The following is a 22,393-nucleotide window of genomic DNA, read 5'->3' as shown; positions in this document are numbered from 1 at the left end:
GCGCGTTCGCCGGAGCGCGCACAGTGCAGCGCGTGAGTCGTACCTCGTCGGGTCGGGCCGGGTCGCGCCGCGCGGGGGCGGCGGCGCTGGCGCTGGTCGCGGCCCTCACCGTCGCCGGCTGCCGGGACGACCCGGCCGAGCCGATGGCGATCCGGATCGCCACCGGAAGTCCCACCGCCGTCTACTACGCGTTCGGGCAGTCCCTCGCGACAATCCTCAACCGGGAACTGCCCGGCGTACGGGCCACCGTGGTGATCACCGCCGCCTCCGCGGAGAACGTGCGCCTGGTCGGCTCCGGAGCGGCCGAGCTGGGCTTCACCCAGGCCGACGTGCTGCCCACCAGCCCGGCGCTGATCCCGTCGGTGAACGCGGTGGCCCGGGTGTACGACGACCAACTGCACCTGGTCACGACCGACGGCGGGCCGGTCCGCACGGTCGGCGACCTGCGTGGCCGACGGGTCTCCGTGGGCGCGCCCGGCTCGGGCACCGAGATCACCTCCACCCGGCTGCTGGAGGTGGCCCAGCTCGGCGGCAATGCGGTACGTCGGGAACGGCTCGGCCTGGACGACTCGGTGGCGGCCCTGCGCGCGGGGCGCATCGACGCGTTCTTCTTCTCCGGTGGCCTGCCGGTACGCGGCATCGAGGAGCTGGCCGGGCGCAGCGCCACCCGCATCGTGGACCTGGGTGAGTGGACGGAGCCGCTGCGCGCCCGCTACGGCCAGGTCTACGTCTCCCGGGACATTCCCCGCTCGGTGTACGGCATGAACCCGGTGACCACTGTCGCCGACCCGAACTACCTGATCGTGCGGGCCAGCCTGCCGGAGCCGCTGGTGCGGGAGGTGACCCGACTGCTGATGGAGCGTCGGGCCGAGCTGGGCGCGGCGCATCCGGCGGCGGGGCGGATGAGCCCCCGCTCGGCGATCGCCACCGCGCCGCTGCCGCTGCACCCCGGTGCCGCCGCCTGGTACCGGGCCGCCAAGCCCTGACCGTCGCCGGCCGCGCCCGAGGCGCTCCGCGGCCTGCTCGGGTTGCTGCCGCGCCGGGGCGAGCCGCTAGCGCGCCGGGGCGGGTCGCAGGTCGGCGGCGGTGTCCTCGTCCGCCGACGGCACCGCCGGTTCGGGCTCGGGGGTCGGGAACCACAGGTCGGCGACCAGTCCGCGCGGCTGGGCCGGCCGCATGGTGAGCCGCCCGTCCGAGGCGTCCACCAGCACGGCGGCGATGGTCAGGCCGAGCCCCGCGCCGTCGACGTTCTGCGCGTCCGGCGCCCGCCAGAACCGCTCGGTGGCCTGGCCGAGCTGACTCTCGGTCATCCCCGGGCCGGTGTCGCGCACCTCCAGGACCACCCCGCCGTCGCGGTGGGCCACTGTCACCGTCACCGCCCCGCCCGCCCCACTGAACTTCACCGCGTTGTCGATGAGCGCGTCCAGCGCCTGGTCGACGGCGGTCGGCACGGTCCGCGCGTACGCCGGGCCGTCGCTCGTGGCCAGCCGCAGCGCGACCGAACGGTGCCGGGCCAACGGCGCCCACGCGGCCACCCGGGACGCGGCCACGGCGGCGGCGTCCACGGTGACGCGCTCGTTCTCCTCCCGTTCGGCGCGGGCCAGGGTGAGCAGCGCGTCGAGGACCAGCGCCAACCGGTCGGTCTCCTCAAGCGCCAACCGGTGCTCCGAGCGCCCGTCCGCGTCGGTGAGGCTCGGGCCCAGCTCCTCCACCCGCAGCCGCAGCGCCGTGAGCGGGTTGCGCAGCTGATGACTGGCGTGCGCGACGAACGCGCGTTGCCGGTCCATCACGTCGGAGACCACGTCGGCCATGTGGTTGAAGCTGGCCGCGAGTCGGCGCAGCTCCGGCGGGCCGAGCCGGTGCTGTACGCGCGCGCCCCGGTCGCCCTCGGCGATCTCGTGGGTGACGGCGTCCAGCTCGGTCACCGGGCGCAGCACCCAACCGGCCAACCCGAACGCGGTGAGCACGCAGGCCAGCACGACGAGCAGGCCGGCCAGGGTGAGCAGCAGCCACCAGGTGCTCACGGCCCGGCGGATCTCGTCGGCCGGGGTCACGATCACCACCGCGCCGAGGACCTCACCGCCGTCGTTGATGGGCACCGCCACCACCACCGGCCCCGCCGACCAGGGCCAGACCGACTCGGGGGCGCTGGCCTGCTGCCCGGACAGCGCGACGTCCAGCACCGTGGCGGTCCCGGTGGACTGCCAGCTCGCCGAGTCGACGACGATGCCCCGGTCCCGGTCGACGACCGCCGCGCCGATCCCGTACAGCTCGTCGTAGCTGCGCAGCTCAGCCCCGATCGGGCCGGGCCCGCCACCGCGCAGCGCCGGCCCGGCCAGCGAGGCGAACCGGGTGGCGTCGGCGAGCCGGTCGGCGCGTACCCGCTCGGTCTCCCGGCTGGCCAGGGTGACGGCGAGCGGGCTCTCCAACGCGATGAGGACGAGCACCATCAGCAGCAGGTAACTGATCACCAGTCGACGGCGCACGGCGGCCCCTCACGCATCGCGCAGCCGATAGCCGACCCCGCGGACGGTCTCCACCAGGCGCGCGTCGCCCAACTTGCCGCGCAACGACCCGACGTGCACCTCGACTGTGTGCCGGTCGGCCCAGGTGGTGCCCCAGGCGTCGAGCAGGATGCGGTCGCGGGGCACCGCCACCCCCGGCTGACGGGCCAGCGACAGCAGCACGTCGAACTCCTTGCGGGTCAACGTGACCGCGCGCCCCGCCACCGTCACCGTGCGGGCGGCCACGTCGATGCGCACCGCCCCCGCCTCGATCAGGTGCCGCTCGGGCGCCGCGTTCGCCGCCCGGCGCAGCACGGCCTCGATCCGGGCCTGCAACTCCACCATCGAGAACGGTTTGACCACGTAGTCGTCCGCGCCGAGGCGCAGCCCGAGCACCCGGTCACGTTCCTCACCCCGCGCGGTCACCGCGATGATGCCGAGCTGACTGCTGCGTCGGCGCAACTCCCGACACACGTCGGTGCCGTCTCCGTCGGGCAGGGTCAGATCGAGCAGCACCAGGTCGCAGGGGGCGGCGGAGAGTGCCGCGGCGACGGTGGCCGCGTGCTCCACCTGGTACCCGCGGCGGGTCAGGGCGGAGGAGAGCGCGGCGGCCACCCGGCGGTCGTCCTCCACCAGCAGGATCCGCACCGTGCCCCCCATCCGTCGCAGCCGTCCTGCGAATGGTGGCAGAAGGGTGCCGCGAGCGGGAGGGCCGCCTCCGGTCGGGTGGGCTACAGACCGAAGACGTCGTCGGCGACCGCGTCGCGGACACCGTCGGCGAAGCCCCGGAATCCGGGATCGTCGTGCCGGGCCGGCACGCTTGTGACGTTGACCCCGCTGGCCTGGGTGACGGCGTCGACCAGGGGCGGGAAGTCGATCTCGGCGTCGTCGAAGGCGTCGTCGTCCGCCTCGGCCAGGTTGATCACATGCTGTACGTCGTCGGACGGGGTGTCCGGGTCCTCGGCCCACTCGCCGCCGGCCCGGTAGCACTCGTCGTACAACCCGCGCTGGCTGTCGGTCCAGTCGTCGTCGTAGCTCGCCATCGTCCATCCCTCCACGGCCGCTCCACCTGAGCATGCCGGGCCGCGACCGGCGTCGGCGGCGGTACGGCCGAACGCGTACCGGCCGACGTTTCTCGCAGCGCCACACAGGCGACGTAGTCTGCGGAGGTGATCTACAAGCTGTTGCCGACCGTGGAGTGGGACGACGCCCAGGCCGCCGGCGCCGTCGCCGGCTCGGCCGTGGACCGGCAGGACGGTTTCATCCACCTCTCCGCCGCCGACCAGGTGGTGGAGACGGCCCGCCGACACTTCGCCGGCGCCGTCGGCGTCACCCTGCTCGGCGTCGACGCCGACCGGCTGGGCGACGCCCTGCGCTGGGAACCGTCGCGGGGCGGGCAACTCTTCCCGCACCTGTACGGACCGCTGCCGCTGACCGCGGTGGTGACGGCCCGGGCGTTGCCGGCCGACACCCCGGTCGCCGACGCGGTCGCCGCCCTGCTCGACTGAGGCGACGGCACCACGCTCGCTCCGCTGACGCGACCGCGCCGGCCCTGCTCCGCTGACGCGACCGCGCCGGCCCTGCTCCGCTGACGCGACCGCGCCGGCCCTGCTCCGCTGACGCGACCGCGCCGGCCCTGCTCCGCTGACGCGACCGCGCCGGCTCTGCTCCGCTGACGCGACCGCGCCCGGTCCGACGGGTGTCGGGCCGGGCGCGGAACGTCGTGCGCGCGGGTCAGCGGCAGAGGCGGGCGATCTCCTCCTGGAACCGGTCCATGGGGTTGGCCTCGGCCGGCCCCAGCAGGTAGGTCTTCAGGTCGCGGCGCGCCTCGGTCAGCGGGTCGTCGCCGGCCCGGGTGACCGCCACGATCTTCTCCAGCTCGCCACAGTCGGCGGAGAGCAGGTACGCGGCCCGCGCGGTCGGGTACTCCCGGCGGAACTCGTCCTCCGGCAGGCCGGCAGGGTTGGCCACCACGTACGGCCGCTGGCTCTGCACGAAGTCGGAGACCACACTGGACACGTCGCTGATCAGCAGGTCGGTCTGGTTGAAGCAGTCGAACAGCCCAGGCGTACGGCCGGTCACCACGAGGTGCTCGGTGCCGTCCAGGGAGGAGGCGTTGGGGTTGCCGCCGGCAGCCCGGATCGCCTCCACCAGCCGGTCGTGCACGGCCTTCGCCGCCTTGGACCGCGACCCGGTGAGCGGGTGCGGCTTGTAGACCAGACGCACCCGGGGGTTGCTGGCCAGCAGGCCCTTGACGATCCGCTCACCCATCGACACCAGCGAGGTGTGGTACGGGTCGTCGTCGAGCCAACCCTCCCAGGTGGGCGCGTAGAGCACGGTGAACGGCCGGTCCACCGACTCGGCCCCGAAGGTGTGCACCCCGGCCAGCTGCGGCCGACCGATCTCCACGATGTCCGCGTCGAGCACGCCCACCCCGGCCCGGGCATACCGCTCCCGGCCGGCCAGGCCGGCGACCCAGACCTCGTCGTACACCTTGCTGTAGGGGTTGACGCTGGCCTGCTTGTCGCTGTCGCCGTGCCCGACGAAGACGTGCTTCATGCCCGGCTCACGCAGCATGTGGATGTTCGCGCCGACGTTCGCGGCGTAGAGGGCCGTGCGGACGCTGCCGAGTTCGAGGTTCATGAAGTCCACCCCGGCCGGTACGCAGATCACCGGCAGCCGGGTGTCGGCCAGCTCGGTGAACGCCTCCCGGCTGCGCATCAGCACCACCGCGCGCTGGTCCAGCGCCTCGGTCGGCGCGAGCCACATGTTGGCCTGGTAGACGTCCTTGGCCGGTCCGGCGAAGTAGAGCGCCACCTCGGGCCGATACGTGTCGAGCCAGCGCTGCACCGCCGGCAGCAACGGGCCCTGCCCGGAACCACGGCCGCGCAGCCAGGTCACCGCGATGATCGCGCCCACCACCCCGGTCGCCGCCACCGTCACCGCCGCCGCGACGAGGAACGGTGTCGGCTCGTGCTGGACCGCGGCGGCCACCGCGGCCGGCACCAGCAGCACGTTGAGCAGGGGCATCCGTTCGCCCGCGACCGCCGCGGCCCAGGCCGGGGGGCGCGGGGCCGACCGCAGCGGGCCCAGCTCGATGTTGCGCACCAGGGCCGACATCGGGTTACGACGGTCGATCATGGTGGAGAGCGCGCCCGCGAAGACCGACACGACCCACACCGCCGCCGGCAGGATCAACAGCAGGCTCAGCTCGGCGCCGTTCAGCGCGACCTCCGCCGCGACCAGCAGCACGGCCGCCAGGTCCCGGGTCAACTGCCGGTACGACCAGTGCAGCCCGACCTTCTCCAGCAGCAGCTGCGACGGTTGCGACCAGCGGGCGACGGCGAACTCGCCGAACACCGCGGCCAGCCCGGCGACGGCGAACAGGCCGACCCAACCGAAGGCGCCGGCGACGAGCATGACCAGGTAGGACAGCACCAGCAGCGCGCTGTGCGCAGCGACGCCGATGCGTCCCGATAACGTGCCGAACAAAGGTACAGCTCCCTATGCGAGTGGTGACCGGCTGGGCGGGTGGGCCCTCGACGGCGACGCCGAACGGCGCGGGTGACGGACGACGCCGGGCCAGCGCGACGATGTGGAGTTGCCACCCGGGTGGACCCCGTCCACACACACGCCACGTTCGATGTCCGAGCTCCTGAATTGCAGTGTGCCACGGGTGGGCCGGCCCGCCTTCGACGCAGCGGGCCGCTCACGCGTGACTGCGACCTTAACGTCGCGGGACGGGGAGGCAGCACCCGGGTATCGGGCACCATTCCGGGCATCGACCGCGCCGCCCCGACTGTCACGCCACGGCCCGGACGCGGTGGGCGTCCGGGCCGTGGCGAGTGACTGTCCGGTCAGTTCAGCCGCCGGTGGTCGGCGTCGCGCCCGCCGTGGTGCGGTAGCAGTACATCCCCCCGGGGGACTTGCGCGACGCGAACCGCTCCAGCCCCAGATAGCGGGCGGCGTCGGCGACGGTCGTGTTGGTCTTCCACACGCAGACCACACTCACGCCCACCCTGCGCATCGCCCCGTCGACCTCGTAGATCGAGACTGGCTGGCCGTCGGCGAAGCGCGCCAGCAGCAGCCGGTCCTGGGAGAACTCCGTCTCCGGCCCGTAGTCGGTGAGGTAGAGGTCTCGCGGGAGCACCACCCGGACCTCCGTGGTGACCTGGGGAAGCGCCCGCATGATGGTCGACGGGGCGAGCACCAGGCCCTCGGGGCGGTCCAGGTTCTTGATCCAGAAGGAGACGTCCTTGCGGGTCTCCGGCATCCGCCAGGTCGGCTTGCTCTGCACCAGGTCGCCGGCCCACATCGGCTTGCCCTGCGTGTAGAAGGCGAAGACAAGGACGACGGGCAGCGCGACGGCGAGGACCCGGTTCACCCTGGCCAGCCCGGGCAGGCGGATGACCGCCAGCACACCGACGAGCGCCGGCACGGGCAGGATCCACGGAACCCGCCAGAGCACCGCGGTCAGGCCGCTCAGGTCACCGCCGAACTTCAGAAGACCCGGAACCATCAGGGCCGTCACCGCCAGCGCGGCGCCGGCGGCGAGCTGCTGCGGCGCCCCACGACGTAGCAGCAGGGGCGACCACCACACCGCGAGCCCACCGATGACACCGAGCACGCCGAGCCACAGCGTCAGCTCGTAGATGGTCCGCAGGGGCAGCAGCGGAGAGTACGTCGCGGCGGCCTCCTCGACTCCACCGCGCAGGACCTGGACGAGCACGCCGGACAGCAGCGGATAGACCGAGGCGGCCGCGAAGCACAGGACGGCGTCCCGGACGCGTCGCGTGGCGAGCAGCACCACGCCGGCCGCCGCCGCGAGCAGGGGCAGCAGGATGACCGCCGTGGTGGTGTAGCCGACGCTGGCCACCGAGAGCAACGCCAGCAGGACGAGGGCGCGCCGTGAACGGTGCTCCAGGTAGTCGGTGAGGTACACCCACGCGAGCGGGATCAGGGCGTGCACGAAGACGCTCTTGCCCTGGGTCAGCCGGGGCAGGTGGTAGGTGTTCAGGGCGTCGGCGTAGTAGGCGACGAGGAGGATGTAGGCCACCGCCACGCCGAAGACGACGAGCGGTCGCCGCGGCGCCCACCGCTGCACGAGCCGCCACAGCGCGAGGATCGCGAAGACCGCCAGCACCGGCAGCAGGAGATACCACGTCGCCGACGCGGCATGCACGTGCAGGGTCCGGGCCAGCGCCCCGATGAACACCTCGAAGGACGGCAGCGGCGGGTTCGCCGAGCCGCCGGGCAGGACGCCCTCGGTGAACAGGAAGTCCCGGAACGGGATCTGGTCGCGCTCGGCGACCCAGACGGACTTGCCGACGTAGAAGACGTCGTCGAGCGACACCCGGCCGATGAGGGTGGCGAAGTACGCGGCGGCCAGTGCGACGGCGAGGACGACGTACGCCTGTGCCGGCGTGGTCGTGGTCTCCCGCACGGCCGGCGCGGCGCCCGTGGCGGCCGGACCACCGCGGCCGGACAGGGCCAGCCAGGCGGAGACGACCGAGACCAGGCCGAGCACGGCCGCCAACCACCAGCTCAGCGTGCCGGTGCCGACGGCGGCGAACAGCGCTGCGGCGACCGCGGTGCCGACCGGCAGGGCGTAGCGACGCAGCAGGGACGCCCTGTCGACGGCCGTGATCACCTCGGCCGGCGCGGCCACCGCCTCGTCGGCGGCGCGCGACACGACCGCGTCTCGACGCCGGAACCGCCACGCCACGTACGCGGCGACCGGCAGCAGCACGACCCAGGCGAGGAAGATGACCGAGGGGCGCAGGTTGAGGCCGAGGTTGAGGTGGTAGAGCAGCGTCCAGATGGCGAAGCCGACCACCGCCGCGTCGGTGAACACGACGGGAGTGGCGGCCACGGCGGCATTGAGCCGGCCGGTCAGGCCGCGACGCCGTCCGGGCCGGCTGGTGCCGCCACCCACCCGGGCACCCGCACCAGGGGAGGTCTTGCGGTCGGCTGGCGCTGGCGCCACAACAGCGTCTTCGACTTTCGTCACGGGGCGTCCTTGTCGTCCGGCGGCGGATGTGAGGGCGAAAAACGGATGTCGGCTCGGTGACGGCCGGGTGTCAAGGGGGCAGCCTAGCGGAGGCGGCAGTCGGATCCGGCCCCCGCTGCGGGTGGTGTCGCGGGCCCGGTCAGCCGGAGATCGGCGCCGCCCTCGGCACCGGTACGGAGCTGGTCGCGCCGAGTCCGGCGGCCACCGATTCGACCAGGCCGTCCAGATAGCTGTCGGTGAGCGGCAGCCGGGCGATGGCGAGCCGCCAGTAGAGCGGGCCGACGATGAGGTCGACGGCGGTGTCCGGGTCGGTGTCGGCGGGCAGCTCGCCGCGCTGCACGGCGCGGCTGACCAGGCGGCCGCCGATCTCCTGCTGGCGGGCGTGCAGCACCTGACGCAGGGTCTCGTCGATGGCCGGGGTGCGGGCGGCCTCGGCCAGCAGGTCCGGGATGATCTGCGACGCCAGGGGATGGCGCAGCGCGTGCGCCACCGCCTGGAACAGCAGCGCGAGGTCGCCGCGCAGGGTGCCGGTGTCCAGCACCGGCAGCTTGCCGTGTGCCGCGGCGGCGACGATCTCCACCACCAGGTCGAGCTTCGAGCTCCACCGGCGGTAGATCGCCGTCTTGCTGACGCCGGCCCGGCGGGCCACCGCCTCGATGGAGAGCCGGCCGTAGCCGACCGCGGCGAGCTCCTGCATGAGCGCGCGCCGGATGGCGGTGGTGATCTCGTCGCGCAGCACCGCCGCGCCGGCCGGCACGCGCCTCTTCTCGGTCGTCACCGAGGACTCTTCTCGCAGGTCACGCCCACTACAGTAGCGCAACGACGGTACGGTTGCGTCCCGACGTGTTTCGGACTACTGTCCACGCAGCGGCGAGGCGGCGCCCCGCGCACACTGCCCACTAGGATTCCATCGTCGCGAGCAACCCGTCTGCACGAAAGATCGGAGCGCCATTTCCATGGCCACCACCGCGCTGGTCGACCCCGACACGGGCCTGACCCAGGCGCAGCTGGCCGCTCGGCACGGGCTCCGGGTCGCCGGTGAGCGACCCACCCTCGCCGAGTACAGCCGCCGACTCTGGGCCTACCGGCACTTCATCGCCGCGTACGCCAATGCCAAGCTGGTCGCCTCGTACAGCAACGCCAAGCTGGGCCAGCTCTGGCAGGTGCTCACACCGCTTACCAACGCGGCGGTCTACTACCTGATCTTCGGGGTGGTGCTGGCACAGAACAGCATCCCGAACTTCATCGCGTACCTGACCACCGGGTTGTTCATCTTCAACTTCACCCAGAGCGCGATCCTGGCCGGCACCCAGTCGATCAGCAGCAACCTCGGGCTGATCCGGGCGCTGCACTTCCCCCGGGCCAGCCTGCCGCTGTCCACCACGATCACCCAGTTCCAGCAACTGCTGGCCTCGATGGTGGTGCTGATCGGCATCGTGCTTGTCACCGGCGAGCCGATCACCCTCGACTGGCTGATGCTGGTGCCGGCCCTGCTGTTGCAGGCGGTCTTCAACGCCGGCGTGGTGCTGCTTGTCGCCCGACTGGGCTCCAAGGCCAGCGACCTGAAGCAGGTCATGCCGTTCGTCATGCGCACCTGGATGTACGGCTCCGGCGTCCTCTACAGCGTCAGCCTCTTCGAGCGGCTGCCCGGCTGGGCGACGACGCTTGTCCAGTTCAACCCCCTGCTGGTCTACATCGAGCTGGCCCGGTACGCGCTGCTGGAGCAGGCGCCACTGCTCAACGAGTCGCTGACCCAGCTCTGGCTGGTCGCCGCGGGATGGGCGGTGGTGGCCGGCATCGGTGGCTACATCTACTTCTGGCGCGGCGAACAGGAGTACGGCCGTGGTTGATTCCCTGCCGGGCGCCGACGAGGCGACCGTGTCCCTGCCCGTGCTGACGCCGGAGCGGATCCCCACCGTGGTGGTGGACGACGCGCACATCATCTACCGGGTCCACCAGGGCGCCACCGGTGGCACCACTCCGGTGGCCGCGCTGCGCCGGCTGGTCAAGCGCACCAACGCGCCGAACGTCCGGGAGGTGCACGCGGTCAAGGGCGTCTCGTTCACCGCGTACCGGGGCGAGGCGATCGGGCTGATCGGCAGCAACGGGTCGGGCAAGTCCACCATCCTGCGGGCCATCGCGGGCCTGCTGCCGGTCAACCGGGGCGCGATCCACACCCAGGGGCAGCCGTCGCTGCTCGGTGTGAACGCCGCGCTGCTCAACGACCTCTCCGGTGAGCGCAACGTCGTCCTCGGCTGCCTGGCGATGGGCATGCACCCCGACGAGGTGGCCAAGCAGGCCGCGGGCATCATCGACTTCTCCGGCATCAACGAGCGGGGCGACTTCGCCAGCCTGCCGATGCGCACGTACTCCTCCGGGATGGCGGCCCGCCTGCGGTTCTCCATCGCCGCCGCCAAGAGGCACGACGTACTGCTCATCGACGAGGCGCTCGCCACCGGCGACAAGGGCTTCCGCAAGCGCAGCGAGCAGCGCGTCCGTGAACTGCGTGAGGGCGCCGGCACGGTGTTCCTGGTCAGCCACCAGCTCTCGTCGGTGCGCGACACCTGCGAACGGACGATCTGGCTGGAATCGGGCGTCCTCCGGATGGACGGCCCCACCGACGAGGTCATCCGGGCATACGAGGCGTACGCGAACAGCAAGTAGAGTGCCGGCCAACCACCGGCATCGACACGGCACCAGGACCGCGTCGCCCGCGTTGGGGCGGCGCGGTCCGCGCGTTAAGGTTCATTCCGTCGCCGCTCGGGCGGAACCTTCCGTTAACGCATTCGTAGAGAGTGAGGATCCGGCAATGACGCAGGACCAGACCACTGGCCCGGACGCCGCGACGGAGACCCCCGTACCGTGGCGGCCCTCGCGGACAGTGGCCGTGGTGCTGGCCGGAGGCACCGGGACCCGGCTGGGTCTCGGCATCCCCAAGCAGCTGCTGAAGATCGCCGGCAAGCCGATCATCGAGCACACCCTGGCCGTCTTCGAGGCCGCCCCGGAGATCGACGAGATCATCGTGCTGATGGCCACCGGCCACGTCGAGGACGCCCGGCAGATCGTCGAGAAGGCCGGCCTGCGCAAGGTCACGAAGGTGATCGAGGGTGGCGACACCCGCAACGCGACCACCCGGATCGCGCTGGACGCCGTCGGCCCGGCCGACTGCAACATCCTCTTCCACGACGCGGTACGCCCGCTGCTCAGCGGCCGGATCGTCCGCGAGTGCGTGAACGCGCTCTGGACCTACACCGCCGTCGACGTCGCCATCCCCTCCGCCGACACGATCATCCAGGTGGACGACAACGACTGCATCACCGACATCCCGGTGCGCTCCCGGCTGCGCCGGGGACAGACCCCGCAGGCGTTCCGCTCCCCCACCATCCGCGAGGCGTACCGGATCGCCGAGGGTGACCCGGACTTCGCCGCCACCGACGACTGCGGCGTGGTGCTGCGCTACCTGCCGGGAACCCCGATCAAGGTGATCGACGGCTCGGACGAGAACATCAAGGTCACCCACCCGGTCGACGTGCACCTGGCCGACAAGCTCTTCCAGCTCGCCGCGGCGCAGGCGCCCCGGCTGACCGACCACCGCAGCTACACCGAGGAGCTGACCGGCCGCACCATCGTGGTGTTCGGCGGCAGCTACGGCATCGGCCACGAGCTGACCGAGCTGGCCCAGCGCTACGGCGCGCAGGTCTTCCCGTTCAGCCGCTCCACCACCGGCACCCACGTGGAGCGCGCCGAGGACGTCGAGGCCGCGCTGACGACCGCCTTCGAGGCCACCGGCCGGATCGACCACGTGGTGGTCACCGCCGGGATCCTGGAGAAGGGCGCCCTCGCCGAGATGGACGAGGAGACGATGGACCGGCTGTTGCAGGTCAACTTCGTCGGCCCGGTGACCATCGCCCGGCAGGCCCTTCCGTACCTGCAACAGACCAAGGGTCAGCTGCTGCTCTACACCTCCAGCTCGTACACCCGGGGTCGGGCCCGCTACGCGCTCTACTCGGCCACCAAGGCCGCCCTGGTCAACCTGACCCAGGCGCTGGCCGACGAGTGGGCCGACGTCGGCGTCCGCGTCAACTGCATCAACCCGGAGCGGACCGCGACCCCGATGCGGACCCGGGCGTTCGGCGAGGAGCCGGAGCACACCCTGCTCGCGGCGGAGGCCGTCGCCCAGTCCTCGCTCGACGTGCTGATCTCCGACCTGACCGGTCAGGTCATCGACGTACGCCGGGCGCCCGGTGACGGTCCGTCGGTGCCGGCCCAGCCGGCGCGGGCCGAGGCCGCGGCGGCCGCGACCTCCGCGAGCTGACGCGGGCGACGGAACTCCGACGGCGGCGAACGGAACGACATGCGTGGTGACCTGGTCCGAAAGCTGGCCGCCCGGTGCCTGAGCGTCGGTCTGGCGGTGCTGGCGTTCGTCGTGGTGGCGCTGACCGGCGCCACCGGGTGGGGGCTGGCGCTCGCCGTCGGCGCGCTTGTCGCGGCGTACGCCGAGCAGCGGATCCGGCCCGGCGCCGACCTCGTCGCCGAGACGGCGCTCATCGCCGCCGCGGTCCTGGTCGGCTACTCCCGGCGGCTCGACGACGGGTTCGACCCGGCGCTGGCCGCCACCGCGCTGGTCCTGCTGGGGCTGGTGCTCCTGGTGGGACCGCTGCGGACCGCCGGCAACCTGGAGGTCCGGGCGGCAAACCTGCCGGTACGCAGCTGGACCCCGCTGATCGCCGACCAACTCGGCGTCGCCCTGCTCGGGCTGCTCGCCGCCGTGGCAGTCGCCGCCGCACTGGCGCTGCCGGCCGCCGTGGCGCTGGCCGCCGGCCTCCTGGTCGGCGCCGGCGCCGGGGCGGTCGCGCTGGACCTGGCCCGGCGGCGGTTCCGGCCCACCGTCGGCGGTGGACCGGTGGCCCGCGCGCTGCGCCGGCACCAGCCCGAGTTCCTGCTCTACTTCTCCGCGCCGCCCGGCTCGGAGTACCAGGTCACCATGTGGCTGCCGTACCTGGAGCGGATCGGCCGGCCGTTCCTGGTCCTGGTGCGTGAGCCGGAGTTCCTGGCGCCCATCGCGGCGGCGACCGACGCTCCGGTGGTCTACTGCCCCACCCTGCGGGCGATCGACGAGGCGCTGGTGCCGAGCCTGCGGGTGGCGTTCTACGTCAACCACGGCGCGAAGAACAGCCACTGCGTCCGGTTCACCCAGCTCACCCACATCCAGCTGCACCACGGCGACAGCGACAAGGCGCCGAGCGCCAACCCGGTGTCGGGGATCTTCGACCGGATCTTCGTGGCGGGTCCGGCGGCGATCGACAGGTACGCCCGCGCCGGGGTGCGGATCCCGGCGGACAAGTTCGTCGTGGTGGGCCGTCCGCAGGTCGAGTCGATCGACGTACGCCGGGAGCCGGCGCGCGGCCTCGCGAACCCGACGGTGCTCTACACCCCGACCTGGACGGGGCACCACGCCGACGCCGACTACTGCTCGCTGCCGGTGGCCGAGGAGCTGCTGCGACGGCTGTTGGCGCGCGGCGCGACGGTGATCCTGCGGGCTCACCCGTACACGGCGCAGAACCCGGCGTCGGCACGCCAGTTGGGCCGCCTGACCGAGCTGCTCGTCGCCGACCGGGCCCGCAGCGGCCGCCAGCACGTGGTCGGCGCGGCCGCCCGGGAGCTGAGCCTGACCGACTGCGTCAACCGCTCGGACGCGCTGGTCTCCGACGTGTCCGGCGTGATCTCGGACTACCTCTACTCCGGCAAGCCGTACGCAGTGACCGACATGGGCGACGAGGGCGACCGGTTCACCGAGCGTTTCCCGCTGGCCGGGTCGGGCTACGTGCTGCGGCGCGACATGTCGAACGTGGACGCTGTGCTCACCGCACTGCTGGACACCGATCCGCTGGCCGAGGAGCGCTGGGCCACCCGCCGCCGCTACCTGGGTGACTTCCCCGCCGAGTCGTACGCCGAGGCGTTCCTGACCGCCGCGCGCGGGGAACTGGAGCCGGCGGAGCACCTGGTCACGTCCGCACCGGTCTAGCAGCTCAGCGGTACGGGTCCAGCAGCGCCAGCACGGCGGCCGGGTCCTCCAGGTGCGCGTTGTGGCCGAGGCCCGGCAGCGTGGCGACCGGCACGCCGTACTCCTTGAGCTGCGCGTCGGTGACCATCGGGTCGTGCTCGCCGCGCGCCAGCAGCACCGGCACGTCGGTCGCCGCCAGCAGCCCGGTCAGGTCGGGCTCGCCGACGGCGAACGCGGTCGTGTCCATCGCGAGCCACCACCGGCCGTCGACCTGACGCAGGCCGGCGTCCACCATCGGGTCGTCCGGGGAGACCAGGCCGGTGAGGCCGGCGACCCGCAGGTAGCGGCGGGCGGCCTCGGCGCGGCTGGCGAACCAGCCGACCGGACGGGCGGCGAGCTCCGCCGCGCGGGTCAGCTCGGCGGGTGACCAGACCGCCTTGATGCCCAACCCGACCACCGCGTCGACCGGCAGCCGGGCGGCGCGGGCCGCAAGCGTCAGGCCGACCACTCCACCCAGCGAGTGGCCGAGCACGACGACGCGGTCGTCGGAGGCCAGGCCCTGCCCGATCCGCTGGGCGAACGCCTCGAAGGAGTACGACGACAGCGGCGCCGACCAGCCGTGGCCGGCGAGATCCGGCGCCAACCACCGCCCTGGCCAGTGCTGCTCCAGCAGTGGCGCCCAGGGTAGCCACACGTCGCCCGTCGCTCCCATGCCGTGCAGCAGCAGCAGGATCGGCCCACGGCCGGCGTGACCACCCGATTCGTCCACCACGGCCGCAGTCTCCCACGGTTCACGGCCCGGTACGAGAGCCGTCATCGGCAGCGACACGACGACGCCGCGGGCACCGGCCCCTCGTGGGGGACGGCGCCCGCGGCGTCAGCGCCTGGGTCAGGCGGAGTAGCCCCGGCTGGCGATCCAGTTGGCCAGGTCGATCGTGGTGATCCAGTACGACGGGTCGGCCGGGTTCGCCGAGTCGGCGATCCGCACGGTGCGGCCGTTGTCCTTGTAGCCCACGACGGCGATGTAGTGCCCGCCGCCGTAGGAGTGCCAGCCGCCGTCGGTGTCGGTGGCGTCGCCGACGACGTTGGCGACCACGCCGCGGCCGTCGGTGATGGCCTTGACGACGTCGGCTTGGAGACGGTCCATCTGCGCCGGGCTGGGCGCGCCCTCGAACATCCGGGTCCGGTACGGGGAGCCCTTCACCTCGGCGTTGAGCACCCGGGTGGTGTCCTCGGCCGAGTTGGTGCCCATCTCGGTGGTGCCCAGCTCGGCGCCGAGCTCCTCCTGCGTACGGTCGATGCCGCTGGCGCTGAGGGCGTTGCGGGTGGCTGCCGGGCCGCAGTTGTAGTACGTGTTCTGCGCCTCGTAGTCGTAGTCGAGCACCTTGGTCGCGGGCGGCTTCGGGGGCGTCGGCTTACGGGTGAGGTCGGGGTTGCTCGTGGCCTTCGCGGCGGGCGAGGCGGCACTGGTGGCCGGGGCGGCGGTGCTCGGCGCGGCCGAGGAGGGCGCGACGCGTGCCTGGCCGCGCGATGCGATGGCGTCGCTGCGCATCTCGGCGACTGTGGTCGCGGTGTGCTCGCTGGCCGGGGCTCCATCGGCGTCGGCGAGCAGGACACCGGTCGTGGTGGCGATCGCGAGGGCCGCGGCGGAGGCGGCGACGATCTGGTACGGGCGCTCGGTCGCGAGGCGACGGAGCTGACGCTGCAGGGTGTGCTTCACGGGGTCCTCCACGGTTCGGGGGGAGAGCGGCACACCGGGCGCGGCCGGTATCCGGGCAGGCGCCAGCGCGCGGACCGTCGTCCGCGGATGGTGAACCGCTCAGGGGATCGCCCGGCGCGGCCGGGCGGAAAAGGCGGCGACCCGGGGGGTCAGCTCACCGTCACGAGGCGGATGAGCGGGGGCACCGCGACGCCGTGGAGGCGTGGGAACAATCGAGGGGTGGAAAGGTGCTGCACGAGGATGGAACTCCTTCCGTCACCGCCTACCGGGTTAGCTGACGGATTCGGGCGGGAAGATCGCCCTACCGCGGGCCGTGGCTCGCGGATTCACCCCGGACTTACTGTGGGTCCCCGGTTCGTTGATCACGATTGAGCGGGTCGGCGCGGCGTCGCATCCTGCGATCGGTTACCGCACCGGACGGGACGACAGTACTGGCCGAGACTCACCCTGCCAAGCGGTGTCCACCTGCGTGAACGTCGTCCGGCGCGACAATTTCTGCGCGTATTGCCGCTGACGTGACTCGATGGGACAACCGGTTGCCGAGGCGTCCATGGGCGACAACCGGACAGGCCGCTGGAAACACCGCGACAATTGCGGGAACAATGCCCACCGATCGAGCCGGTCGCCCGATTTTCGCTGCCGGTGACCGGCCTCACATAACAGATCGGGCTCAACCCGCCCGGACCGGACGCCAGCGCGCCACGACGGCCGGACGCGACGCCCCGATCGTCGCGCGACGGGACGGCACCGGGTCCGGCCACAACCGGGCCGTCGCCGCGTACGCCTCCTCGGCGAGGGCGCGCGCCGACTCCGCGGCCAGCTCCGCGTCCCGCCAGGCCGACCGCTCCCGCTCGGCGGCTGCCCGGTGGTCGGCCAGCCGCGCGTCACGGATCGCCCGGATGAGCCGCACCTCCTGCTCGACCGGGTGCCGGCGGGGATCCCAGCCGCGCCGGTGCCCGAACACGTCCGCGAGCTGCGCCATGGTCAACTCTCCACGCCAGTGCGCGGCCATCGCGGCGCGGTGCAGGTAGCGCTCCCGTGCGGCGTACTCGGCAGGGGTGTGCGGGGTACGCGGGGTCGGCAGCGCACCGGCGCCGGCGAGGCGGCGGGCCGCGGTGTCCGCCTCGTCGTACCGGGACCAGGCCCCCTGCGCCTCCTCCTGAGTGATCAGCCAGTCAGCGCGTCGTCGCCGGGCGGTCTGGGCGGCGCGGGCGGCGGCCACGGCCACCTCCTCGGCGTACCGGCGCAGATCGGCGACCTCGGCGGCGGCCACCTCGCGGGGGGTGGGTGCCGGCGGCGCCGGCTCGGACGCCGGCGAGTCCCGCTCCGGACGGGCCACCAGCACGGCGAGGACGGTCAGTGCCAGCAGGAACAGGGCCGACCAGATGGCGGCAGCCTGGGGCACCTCGGTCAGGAACTGATAGAAGACGACGGTTTCCATTGTCGGCACCTCGGAGGCACGTTGCGATGGGGAAGCCGAACGAGGGTCGATGGCCCACGGGTCGGCTGGTGTGGAGTTGGTGTGTCGACAGGTGCGGCGGGACGCTGGGCCCGGCGCCTCGGTGCTCCGGTCTGACGGCTCGGTGCTTCCGTGCGGAGCGGGGGCCCTGGGCGTCAGAGCCCGGTACGGGTCAGCGGCCCGGGTGAGGCTGCTGCGGCCCGATGGGTGCGGCCCGGGCGGGTCAGCGGCCCGGGTGGGGTCAGCGGCCCGGGTGGGGTCAGCGGCCCGGTGTGATGCGCCGCTCCGGTGGGGCCCGGGGAGCCCGGCTGCCCGCGGTGTCGACGCGGGGTGACCAGTCGGAGGTCGCAGGCGCCGACGCCACGCCTGTCGACGCGGCGGGCAGGTCGCCCGGACGGCCGTGCAGCACAGGCGGCGGGTCGGCCGACCACGCCGAGCCAGCCTCGCCGACGGTGGCGCTGTCGCGGGGGACGGCCTGGCCGTCGACGGTGGGCGGCGCGGGCCGGGTGGCGGTTACGGCGGGTCGGTCGGACGACGCGGGCGGCTCGACGGCGAACGTCGACGCCGCGGCGGTCGGCGCCGGCGAGCCGGGAAGGGGCGCGGCGGCGCCGAGGGCCAGGGCGGCGATGACAGCGAGGCTGGTCAGCACCCGTGTCGCCCAGCGCGCCACCCACCACAGGGGACAGGTGAGCGCGACCGGAAGCACGTTCCCACGCTACCGCCGACGGCGACCCACGCGCATCGACGCCGGGCGTGTCGGCCCACGCCGCGCCGACCGCTTCCGACCAGGGTGGACGGGTCAGCGCAGGTCGACGTACGACGATCGTTCGTCGGTCCGACCGCTGCCGCCACCGGCGTCGGTCGGGGCGCTGCCGGCTTCGGCTCCGCGGGCATCCGCGACGGCGGCTTGTGCGCTGCCGCCCACAGCGGTGTCGGTGTCGCCGGCTCGCTGTCGGGGGACGACCGGTGGTCGCCTCGGGCGGCGCGGCGCGAGCCGGCGCATCATCGGGGTCTCGACGAAGCGGTGCAGCAACCCGGCGAGCACCAGGTTCACCAGCAGGAATCCGAGCACCACCGCCGGGCCGCGCCAGCCCCGGAAGCCGGTCCCCCAGTCGCCGCTGTACCGCAGCACGCTCGTCATGACCAGCACGTGCACCAGGTAGAAGGCGAAGGAGACCTCGCCGAGCCAGACCAGCGGGCGGGAGCGCCACGGCGAGCGCCGGCCGCTCACGTCCGCGTCGGCGGCAGCGGTGATCACCAGCAGGTACGCGACGGCGAGCAGGGTGGTCCACCACTGGGCGGGGATCCACTGCGCGGCGGTCACCCAGGTGACCACGAAGATCGCGGTGGCCGCCGTGAGCCGTGGCCCGCGCCAGAGGCCGCGCAGCATCAGTTCCGCCGCCACCGCGCCCAGCCAGAACTCCAGCGACCGCGCCGGCGGGAAGATCTGGGTGAACCACCAGCGGCTGACCTCGGGCACCAGGTGCTGCGCCGGCCAGAGCGCGAGGATCAGCAGCGGCAACGCGATGATCAGCGTCCAGAGCACCGACGGCCGGGCGCGGCGCAGCAGGGGCAGCGCCAGCGGTAGGCACAGGTAGAAGAAGAACTCGCAGGACAGCGACCAGCTCACCGTGTTGATGCTGTAGAACCAGCCGGGCCTCGGGTCCCACGCCTGCAACAGCAGCAGGTTCTCCACCGCGGCCGCCGGCAGGACGGGGTCGGCGAACCACCAGGCGACCCCCAGCGTGGCGGCGAACAGCACCAGGTGGTTCGGATAGATCTTCGCGATCCGCCGCCGCCAGAAGGTCAGCCGGGAGCCGCCCGGGCGGGCCGACCAGACCAGCACGAAGCCGCTGAGGATGAAGAAGAACTGCACCCCGGACAGGCCGAGGGTGAACAGCGCGTCGATCACCGCCTTGTAGTCCGGTTCGGCGATGATCCGCATCGTCCCGGCGTGGAATCCGAAGACCAGCAGCGCGGCGATCCACCGCAGCCCCGTCAGGGAGGGCAGCCGGGCGACGGTGGGCGCGGGCGGCGCGGCCGGCGCGTCGGTGGTGCTCGTCATGCCGGGGTCCCGACGCTTCGCAGGGTCACCAGCACGTACGTCTCCTCCTCGGCGCGCGGCGTCGGACGGCGCGACGGCGACGCCCGCGACGGCCCTGCAGGACCGCACCGAGGCACCCTACCGGGTCACTCCCGGGTGAACCGGACGGCCGTTGTTAACCTTCCGCTTCGCGGGTGTTCAGTGATTCCACAGTCCTCGGCCACGTGTGGTTCCGGGGCTGGCCATTCGCGTCGTCGAAGGTGGCGACGTGGTCAATGAGCCGACGCACGCGCCGCTGCTGAGCATCGTCGTGCCCGTCTACGGCGTCGAGGCGTACCTGTACCAGTGCCTCGAGTCGATCCGGGCGGACATCCCAGCGGGTGAGTCGGACGCGGTCGAGCTGATCGCCGTCGACGACGCCTCCCCCGACGGCTGCGGAACGATGCTGCGGTCCTACGCCGCCGGGCGCGACGGCGTCCGCGTCGTACACCTGAGCAGCAACGTGGGTCTGGGCCTGGCCCGCAACGCGGGCCTCGACGTGGCCACCGGCCGGTACGTCTGGTTCGTCGACAGCGACGACTGGCTGCCGCCGGGCACTATCGCGGCGGTGCTGGACCGGCTGCGCGAGCACCAACCCGACGTGCTGATGCTTGACCACCTGCGGGTGCACGAGGACGGGCGGCGTGAGGCCGACGCGAGCAGCCACCTGCTGCGCGGTGTGCCGGGCGTGGTCCGGATGGCCGACCAGCCGCAGTTGCTGCGGGTGCAGCACACCGCGTGGAACAAGGTCGTCCGCCGGGCCTTCCTCGACGAGTTGGAGCTGCGCTTCTTCCCCGGCTGGTACGAGGACATCCCGTTCAGCCATCCCCTGCTGATCGGCGCGGAGAAGATCTCCGTGCTGGACCGGGTCTGCTACCTCTACCGGCAGGGTCGTCAGGGCGCGATCACCTCCACCCGCAGCGGGCGGCACTTCGACGCGTTCGGCCAGTACGAGCGGCTGATGGACTGGGTCCGCCGCCGGCACCCGGACGACGGGGACCTGCACGCCGAACTGTTCCAGCTGATGATCAGCCACTACCTCGTGGTGGTCGGCAACGACGGCCGGCTGCACCCGCACCTGCGGCGGGCCTTCTTCCACCGGGTCGCCGAGCACTACCGCCGTTACCTGCCCGCCGACGGCTATCCGATGCCCCCGGGCGTGACCGGACTCAAGCACCGCCTGGTGGGGCGCGGTGACTGGCTGGCGTACTCGGCGCTGCGCCAGGCGCACCGGGTGGCGGGGCGGCTGCGCCGGCCCGGGCCGGCCGGCGCCGACGGGAGCACGGGGTCGCCGTCGGCCGACGACGATCCCTCCCGACCGGCGACGCCCGCGAGCAGGTCGGACGCCGGGCACACCGCTGGCGAGGTCACGTCGGAGCGGTCGGGCGCGCTGGCCGGCGGTCGCCTGCCGTGACCCGTCGCACCGCACACCACGCCGGGAGCCGCTGCGGCTCCCGGCGCCGGAGTTTTCCAGGTCGTCCGCCCGTCGGGTGGACGACGACAGCACCACCGCACCCCGGTGCGGGCGTACCTGAGCAGAGGTCGGAATGACGGCGACAATCAAGATCGGACCGCACGCGGTCGGTGCCGGGGAGCGACCCTTCGTGGTCGCCGAGATGTCCGGTAACCACAACGGCGACCTGGACCGGGCGCTGGCCATCGTCGACGCGGTGGCCGAGAGCGGGGCGCACGCGCTCAAGCTCCAGACGTACCGGCCGGACACGATCACGATCGACGTCGACACCCCGGCCTTCCGTATCTCCAGCGGGCACGAGCTGTGGGGCGGGGAGAACCTGTACCGCCTCTACGAGCGGGCGCACACCCCGTACGAGTGGCACGCCCCGATCTTCGCGCGGGCCCGGGAGCGCGGGCTGACGGTCTTCTCGTCACCGTTCGACGCGACAGCCGTGGAGCTGCTGGAGTCGCTGGACGCGCCGGCGTACAAGATCGCTTCGTCGGAGCTTGTGGACCTGCCGCTGATCCGGTTGGTGGCAAGCACCGGCAAGCCGATGGTGATCTCGACCGGGATGGCGACGATGGCCGAGATCGACGCCGCCGTACGCACCGCCCGCGACGGTGGCGCGGTGGGCATCGTGTTGCTGGCCTGCACCGCGTCCTACCCGGCGCCGCCCGCCGACAGCAACCTGCGCCGCCTGCCCGTGTTGGCCGGCGCGTTCGACGTCGCGGTCGGGCTCTCCGACCACACGCCCGGCATCGGTGTGGCGGTCGCCTCGGTGGCGCTGGGCGCCTGCTTCATCGAGAAGCACGTGACCCTGGACCGGGCCGACGGCGGCGTGGACTCGGACTTCTCGTTGAACCCGGCGGAGCTGACGGCGCTTGTCGCCGAGTCGGGCCGGGCGTACGCGGCGCTGGGCGGCACCGCGATCGGCCCGACACCGGCCGAGCGCGAGGGGCTGCGGTTCCGCCGTTCGCTGTTCGTGGTCGAGGACGTGCGCGCCGGCGACCCGGTGACCGCGCGCAACGTCCGGTCGATCCGGCCGGCCGGCGGGCTGGCACCGGTGGAGATCGACCGGGTGCTGGGCCGCACCTTCGCCACCGACGTCCCGCGCGGCACTCCGCTGAGCTGGGACCTGATCTGAGCGTACGGCCGTG

Annotated in this window: 19 protein-coding genes and 1 riboswitch; of the genes, 8 read left to right on the top strand and 11 right to left on the bottom strand. The window is 73.0% G+C overall.

Annotation, left to right across the window (positions count from 1 at the left end; translation table 11 throughout):
* Positions 1–23 precede the first annotated feature (23 nt).
* The gene (locus MILUP08_RS11765) at positions 24–986 is read left to right on the top strand and encodes a TAXI family TRAP transporter solute-binding subunit (protein WP_007457845.1); all 963 of its coding nucleotides are present in this window, start codon (positions 24–26) and stop codon (positions 984–986) included.
* A gap of 66 nt (positions 987–1,052) precedes the next feature.
* Here MILUP08_RS11765 and MILUP08_RS11760 read toward each other — a convergent pair whose 3' ends face one another.
* The 3 genes from MILUP08_RS11760 to MILUP08_RS11750 all read right to left on the bottom strand — a co-directional run bounded on the left by MILUP08_RS11760 (position 1,053) and on the right by MILUP08_RS11750 (position 3,547).
* Complete coding sequence (locus tag MILUP08_RS11760) at positions 1,053–2,486, bottom strand: sensor histidine kinase (RefSeq protein WP_007457844.1); 1,434 nt, start codon at positions 2,484–2,486, stop codon at positions 1,053–1,055.
* A gap of 9 nt (positions 2,487–2,495) precedes the next feature.
* The gene (locus MILUP08_RS11755) at positions 2,496–3,164 is read right to left on the bottom strand and encodes a response regulator transcription factor (RefSeq protein WP_007457842.1); all 669 of its coding nucleotides are present in this window, start codon (positions 3,162–3,164) and stop codon (positions 2,496–2,498) included.
* A gap of 71 nt (positions 3,165–3,235) precedes the next feature.
* On the bottom strand, positions 3,236–3,547 hold the full coding sequence (locus MILUP08_RS11750) for a hypothetical protein (RefSeq protein WP_007457840.1): 312 nt from the start codon (positions 3,545–3,547) through the stop codon (positions 3,236–3,238).
* Positions 3,548–3,673: 126 nt separating this feature from the next.
* On the opposite strand from MILUP08_RS11750, the gene MILUP08_RS11745 reads away from it, so the two are divergent.
* Positions 3,674–4,012: a DUF952 domain-containing protein gene (locus MILUP08_RS11745; protein ID WP_007457838.1), complete on the top strand. Its 339-nt coding sequence runs from the start codon at positions 3,674–3,676 to the stop codon at positions 4,010–4,012.
* A 226-nt stretch (positions 4,013–4,238) separates the two neighbouring features.
* Here MILUP08_RS11745 and MILUP08_RS11740 read toward each other — a convergent pair whose 3' ends face one another.
* The 3 genes from MILUP08_RS11740 to MILUP08_RS11730 all read right to left on the bottom strand — a co-directional run bounded on the left by MILUP08_RS11740 (position 4,239) and on the right by MILUP08_RS11730 (position 9,253).
* Positions 4,239–5,996 carry a CDP-glycerol glycerophosphotransferase family protein gene (locus MILUP08_RS11740; protein WP_007457836.1) on the bottom strand — a complete coding sequence of 586 codons (1,758 nt, stop codon included), beginning with the start codon at positions 5,994–5,996 and terminating at the stop codon, positions 4,239–4,241.
* A 370-nt stretch (positions 5,997–6,366) separates the two neighbouring features.
* Positions 6,367–8,514 (bottom strand): DUF6077 domain-containing protein, encoded by a 2,148-nt coding sequence (locus MILUP08_RS11735; RefSeq protein ID WP_007457832.1) that lies wholly within the window; start codon positions 8,512–8,514, stop codon positions 6,367–6,369.
* A gap of 139 nt (positions 8,515–8,653) precedes the next feature.
* Positions 8,654–9,253 carry a TetR/AcrR family transcriptional regulator gene (locus MILUP08_RS11730; RefSeq protein WP_039907779.1) on the bottom strand — a complete coding sequence of 200 codons (600 nt, stop codon included), beginning with the start codon at positions 9,251–9,253 and terminating at the stop codon, positions 8,654–8,656.
* A 217-nt stretch (positions 9,254–9,470) separates the two neighbouring features.
* On the opposite strand from MILUP08_RS11730, the gene MILUP08_RS11725 reads away from it, so the two are divergent.
* The 4 genes from MILUP08_RS11725 to MILUP08_RS11710 all read left to right on the top strand — a co-directional run bounded on the left by MILUP08_RS11725 (position 9,471) and on the right by MILUP08_RS11710 (position 14,539).
* A complete protein-coding gene (locus MILUP08_RS11725) occupies positions 9,471–10,364 on the top strand; it encodes an ABC transporter permease (protein ID WP_007457828.1) in 894 nt (297 codons plus the stop codon).
* Between the two features lie 4 nt (positions 10,365–10,368).
* Positions 10,369–11,178: an ABC transporter ATP-binding protein gene (locus MILUP08_RS11720; protein WP_377556420.1), complete on the top strand. Its 810-nt coding sequence runs from the start codon at positions 10,369–10,371 to the stop codon at positions 11,176–11,178.
* A gap of 145 nt (positions 11,179–11,323) precedes the next feature.
* Positions 11,324–12,829, top strand: a complete 1,506-nt coding sequence (locus tag MILUP08_RS11715; RefSeq protein WP_007457824.1) for a bifunctional cytidylyltransferase/SDR family oxidoreductase — start codon at positions 11,324–11,326, stop codon at positions 12,827–12,829.
* Positions 12,830–12,868: 39 nt separating this feature from the next.
* Positions 12,869–14,539, top strand: a complete 1,671-nt coding sequence (locus MILUP08_RS11710; RefSeq protein WP_007457822.1) for a CDP-glycerol glycerophosphotransferase family protein — start codon at positions 12,869–12,871, stop codon at positions 14,537–14,539.
* Positions 14,540–14,543: 4 nt separating this feature from the next.
* Here MILUP08_RS11710 and MILUP08_RS11705 read toward each other — a convergent pair whose 3' ends face one another.
* The 5 genes from MILUP08_RS11705 to MILUP08_RS11685 all read right to left on the bottom strand — a co-directional run bounded on the left by MILUP08_RS11705 (position 14,544) and on the right by MILUP08_RS11685 (position 19,762).
* Positions 14,544–15,290, bottom strand: coding sequence for an alpha/beta fold hydrolase (locus MILUP08_RS11705; protein ID WP_007457820.1), 747 nt, complete (start codon positions 15,288–15,290; stop codon positions 14,544–14,546).
* 117 nt (positions 15,291–15,407) lie between these two features.
* On the bottom strand, positions 15,408–16,250 hold the full coding sequence (locus MILUP08_RS11700) for a C39 family peptidase (RefSeq protein WP_193376572.1): 843 nt from the start codon (positions 16,248–16,250) through the stop codon (positions 15,408–15,410).
* A gap of 232 nt (positions 16,251–16,482) precedes the next feature.
* A riboswitch (cyclic di-AMP (ydaO/yuaA leader) is annotated at positions 16,483–16,623 on the bottom strand.
* A 285-nt stretch (positions 16,624–16,908) separates the two neighbouring features.
* Positions 16,909–17,679, bottom strand: coding sequence for a hypothetical protein (locus tag MILUP08_RS11695; RefSeq protein ID WP_007457813.1), 771 nt, complete (start codon positions 17,677–17,679; stop codon positions 16,909–16,911).
* Positions 17,680–17,956: 277 nt separating this feature from the next.
* A complete protein-coding gene (locus tag MILUP08_RS11690; RefSeq protein ID WP_007457811.1) occupies positions 17,957–18,403 on the bottom strand; it encodes a hypothetical protein in 447 nt (148 codons plus the stop codon).
* Between the two features lie 93 nt (positions 18,404–18,496).
* The gene (locus MILUP08_RS11685; protein WP_007457808.1) at positions 18,497–19,762 is read right to left on the bottom strand and encodes an acyltransferase family protein; all 1,266 of its coding nucleotides are present in this window, start codon (positions 19,760–19,762) and stop codon (positions 18,497–18,499) included.
* Positions 19,763–20,009: 247 nt separating this feature from the next.
* On the opposite strand from MILUP08_RS11685, the gene MILUP08_RS11680 reads away from it, so the two are divergent.
* Positions 20,010–21,194 (top strand): glycosyltransferase family 2 protein, encoded by a 1,185-nt coding sequence (locus MILUP08_RS11680; protein ID WP_007457806.1) that lies wholly within the window; start codon positions 20,010–20,012, stop codon positions 21,192–21,194.
* 133 nt (positions 21,195–21,327) lie between these two features.
* On the top strand, positions 21,328–22,380 hold the full coding sequence (gene pseI / locus MILUP08_RS11675; RefSeq protein ID WP_007457803.1) for a pseudaminic acid synthase: 1,053 nt from the start codon (positions 21,328–21,330) through the stop codon (positions 22,378–22,380).
* Positions 22,381–22,393 lie beyond the last annotated feature (13 nt).

Source organism: Micromonospora lupini str. Lupac 08 (genome assembly GCF_000297395.2).
GTDB lineage: Bacteria > Actinomycetota > Actinomycetes > Mycobacteriales > Micromonosporaceae > Micromonospora > Micromonospora lupini.
The sequence above is the reverse complement of the archived record's forward strand: the minus strand, read 5'-3'. Positions and strand labels throughout refer to the sequence as shown.